This is a genomic window from Lactonifactor longoviformis DSM 17459 (genome assembly GCF_900129135.1).
GTDB lineage: Bacteria > Bacillota > Clostridia > Lachnospirales > Lachnospiraceae > Lactonifactor > Lactonifactor longoviformis.
Window position 1 is genome coordinate 1 of sequence record NZ_FQVI01000067.1, and the last position, 3,123, is coordinate 3,123.

Annotated in this window: 3 protein-coding genes and 1 pseudogene; 1 reads left to right on the plus strand and 3 read right to left on the minus strand. The window is 52.2% G+C overall.

The genetic code is table 11. From position 1 onward, the window contains the following. Nucleotides 1-180 (plus strand): annotated as a pseudogene (locus BUA56_RS24045) (hypothetical protein); the annotation flags it as partial. 7 nt (nucleotides 181-187) lie between these two features. On the opposite strand, the gene BUA56_RS22415 reads toward BUA56_RS24045, so the two are convergent. From BUA56_RS22415 to BUA56_RS23140, 3 genes are all read right to left on the minus strand, one after another. Further along, nucleotides 188-2,227, minus strand: coding sequence for a recombinase family protein (locus BUA56_RS22415; protein WP_072854968.1), 2,040 nt, complete (start codon nucleotides 2,225-2,227; stop codon nucleotides 188-190). Nucleotides 2,228-2,364: 137 nt separating this feature from the next. Continuing rightward, nucleotides 2,365-2,724: a DUF6788 family protein gene (locus BUA56_RS22420; protein ID WP_242946861.1), complete on the minus strand. Its 360-nt coding sequence runs from the start codon at nucleotides 2,722-2,724 to the stop codon at nucleotides 2,365-2,367. Nucleotides 2,725-2,781: 57 nt separating this feature from the next. Further along, the gene (locus BUA56_RS23140; RefSeq protein ID WP_207650968.1) at nucleotides 2,782-3,060 is read right to left on the minus strand and encodes a DUF5372 family protein; all 279 of its coding nucleotides are present in this window, start codon (nucleotides 3,058-3,060) and stop codon (nucleotides 2,782-2,784) included. Nucleotides 3,061-3,123 lie beyond the last annotated feature (63 nt).

Sequence of the window (3,123 nt, forward strand, 5' to 3'; positions counted from 1 at the left end):
ATCGAGAGAATCAGAAAGGGAAAATACAGCCCCGACCCGGTGAGACGAGTGGAGATTCCCAAGCCAGATGGTGGAATACGAAAGCTTGGTATTCCCACGGTGACTTCATACTGCACACCTCCCAACGATGTTTTGGAATGCTGCCTCCAGCTATACGGAAGACAGCTGGTTTCAGGGTAAAGAAAGCCTATGTATAAAGAGCTTTTATTGATTCCAGATTGGTATCATCGATCAATACTTCCCAGGGCCACCCGGGATGCTGCTTTTTAGCGGGGATCTTTCCCGCAGATATACCATAATAGATTTTTTCAGTGGATATGCCGAGCAGGCTGGCGGCTTCAGCGACAGAAATGCCTTGACGGTTTCTCTGGTAAGGGCCGGAAATAGCGTGTTTGTAACGGATCCATCTGACACCGGCATAAGTGAAGTTTTTTCCTTCCGGGGTGGTCAGGGCGTCCCGGTTCAGACGGTCGGCGATCTCGTAGTCATCCATGGATGAAGCGAGATCACGGATGATGGTGATGGTATCATCCGTGTGCCGCCTGCGGTCCGCGCAGGGGAGGGGCTTTTTTAAGGGTAAGTGTTCGACCCTGCCGCTGCGGAAACGGATGCCTATTGAAAAATCAGAACATCTTTTTTCTGACAGGACGGTGATATCTTCGATCAGGACACGTATAATGCGCTTCTTCTCCACTGGTGTTGAAGAAGGTGCGTTCCAGATATCAGGGATCCTGCGGGCAAGGTCCAGGATGTCCTTTTCCTCTTCTTTGGATGGGACCCAGGCTTTTTTTGAACAGTATGCAGCGTAATCCTGTTTTACTTTTTCCAGATCCTTGAGCTTTTGCTCCCAATTCGCTTCCAGGGAACGGACAACGAGCCGGTTTTCCGGATCTGTAAGCATGAACTGCCTTTCTGCACGATCTGCTTCGTACTGTGCCCGTTCGACTGCAAGGAGCCATTGCTTATCCGACATCCTGTCCGCGTCATTGATACTGTGCATCACCTTCAGGGAAATCTCCAATTCCGAAGGCTTCATAATGGAGAGGATCTTATCGGATATAGCCTGGTCAAGGGGAACGGCAGGGACGGAGGAACAGGTGGCCTTGTTGCCATGTTCCCAGCGGCCGACGCATTCGTACAGGGGGCGTATGCCGCCATTCCCGGTATAACGGACAGTCATTCGGCGGCCGCACCTGCCGCAGATCAGGAGTCCCGGGAGGAGGGCGGCACCTTCACGAGCCGGTCCGCAGAGCTCTGTGTTTGTCTGGTTGGAGCAGAGCTGTTTTTGGTTCGCTTCGAAATCGTCCCAGGAGATATAGGCCTGGTGATGCCCGGGAATGAATACCCTCCATTCTTCCTTGTCGGGGAGACGGACAGGATGGTGTTCGAAATGGCCGTCAGCATTTACGGTTTTATTGTCCCGGTAACGGCCATACACATATGCACCAGTATAGGCAGGGTTATGTATGACGGAAAGGACACGGCTGTGGGTCAGCGTCCCCCAGGTGATCTTTCCATCCCATGCACCGCCATAGGCGCGTTTAGGAAATAGGATGCTGTTTTCTGCGAAATACCGCACAACACCGTAGGCGCTCCCAGAGGTACGGAAAACACGAAACAGTGTGGAGAGGGCATGCTGCACTTCCTCATCCGGATCCATGCTAGTCCTGCCGTCGGGGTCATAGACATAGCCGACTGGGAGAGGGAAGCGCAGTTCCCCTCTGGAGGCAGCGTTTTCCTTACCGCCGATCATGCGGGCATGCAGGAAGTGGAGTTCGGCCTCGCCCATGGTCCCTTTCAGGCCGATAAGGAGGCGGTCATTAAAGTCAGACATGTCGTAAATGCCATCTTCGTCGATCACAAGGGTGTCAAACAGGCTGCACAGCTCAAGGAGCTTCATCAGGTCAGCAGATGAGCGGGCAAGGCGCGATATCTCCAGCCCGAATACTGCACCGACTTCGCCCAGTGACACGCTCGTCACGAGCTGGGCAAAGCCCGGGCGTTTCGACCTTCCGGATCCGGATATGCCCAGATCCCCGTCGATCACACGGATGTGTTCTTCCGGCCAGCCAAGCGATAATGCCCTTTCTTGAAGGGCGTATTGTCTCTGCGTGCTCTCCTGGTTGAACCGGACCTGTGCCATGGTTGATTGGCGGACATAGACAAGGGCCTCCCTGTCCAGGTGCGCCGCCCGTATCTTGGATGGGATTGATGGGTTCTGCTTCATGTTCATCCTCCTTTTCCGCTGAAAAGAAGGAGATGAACAGGTTAGACAATGCAAAGATGAGATCCTGTGCGAGCCGGGGATCGTTACCGGTCAGGTACATGAGAGTTCCTTCCATAATGAAGCCTCCTCCTTTCAGGCTAAAGGTCGTCCTCTCTGCGCCGGAACAGTTCCAGGTTGATGCAGCTTAGTTCTGCAAGCAGTGCTGTGATATCCTCATAATCCTTGATACTCTGGGAGACCTTGTCCTTATAAGCTTTTGGGACGGAATCAAGCTGGGTCTTACCATTGTAATAAGAAGAAAGGTACAGGCTTTTGTGCCCCTCTCCATTGGTACATCTGCAGTTAGGCTTGCCGCATTTGATGGATCTGGTAATCAGGGAAGCCCTCATGACATGGGCCGGGTCCGGCATCCTGTCGAGGAGTTCCTGACGGCGTGCTTTGAGAGCGTCAGTGGTCATGGATTTGTATGGCCTTGAAGTCTTATTAGTAGTATTCATGATAAGATTATATCACAGGGAGAGAAAAAAGTCTACCCTGTGGTATTAGGAACGTGCTCATTTATGCAGTAGATCTGCAAGTTCGAGGAGTGACCTTATAGAATCGGTATCGAAGTAGCTTTCCGCAAAGGCATTCTGTCCTGTATCAATGGTCCAGGATTCAGGGATGGAAAAGACATTATCCTCAGACCGGAGGGAATACCGGCGCTGGCCGTTTACTTTCCTGATTTTCAGAATGGGGAAACTCTGGCCGAAAAGTGGATGGTAGGGATGGAGGATCGTAGCTGTTCCCAAATCCCTGCTGTGATCAAGTGCATTTTGATGTGACTGTGCCAACCGTCAAAGACCGTATTTTCCAGCAAGCCATAACACAACAGCTCATGCCAGTCTATGAGCCGC

What these genes read in the sequence shown, in the direction of transcription:
- BUA56_RS22415 (WP_072854968.1), bottom strand. Translation starts at nt 2,227, where the DNA reads ATGAAGCAGAACCCATCAATCCCATCCAAGATACGGGCGGCGCACCTG.
- BUA56_RS22420 (WP_242946861.1), bottom strand. Translation starts at nt 2,724, where the DNA reads ATGAATACTACTAATAAGACTTCAAGGCCATACAAATCCATGACCACT.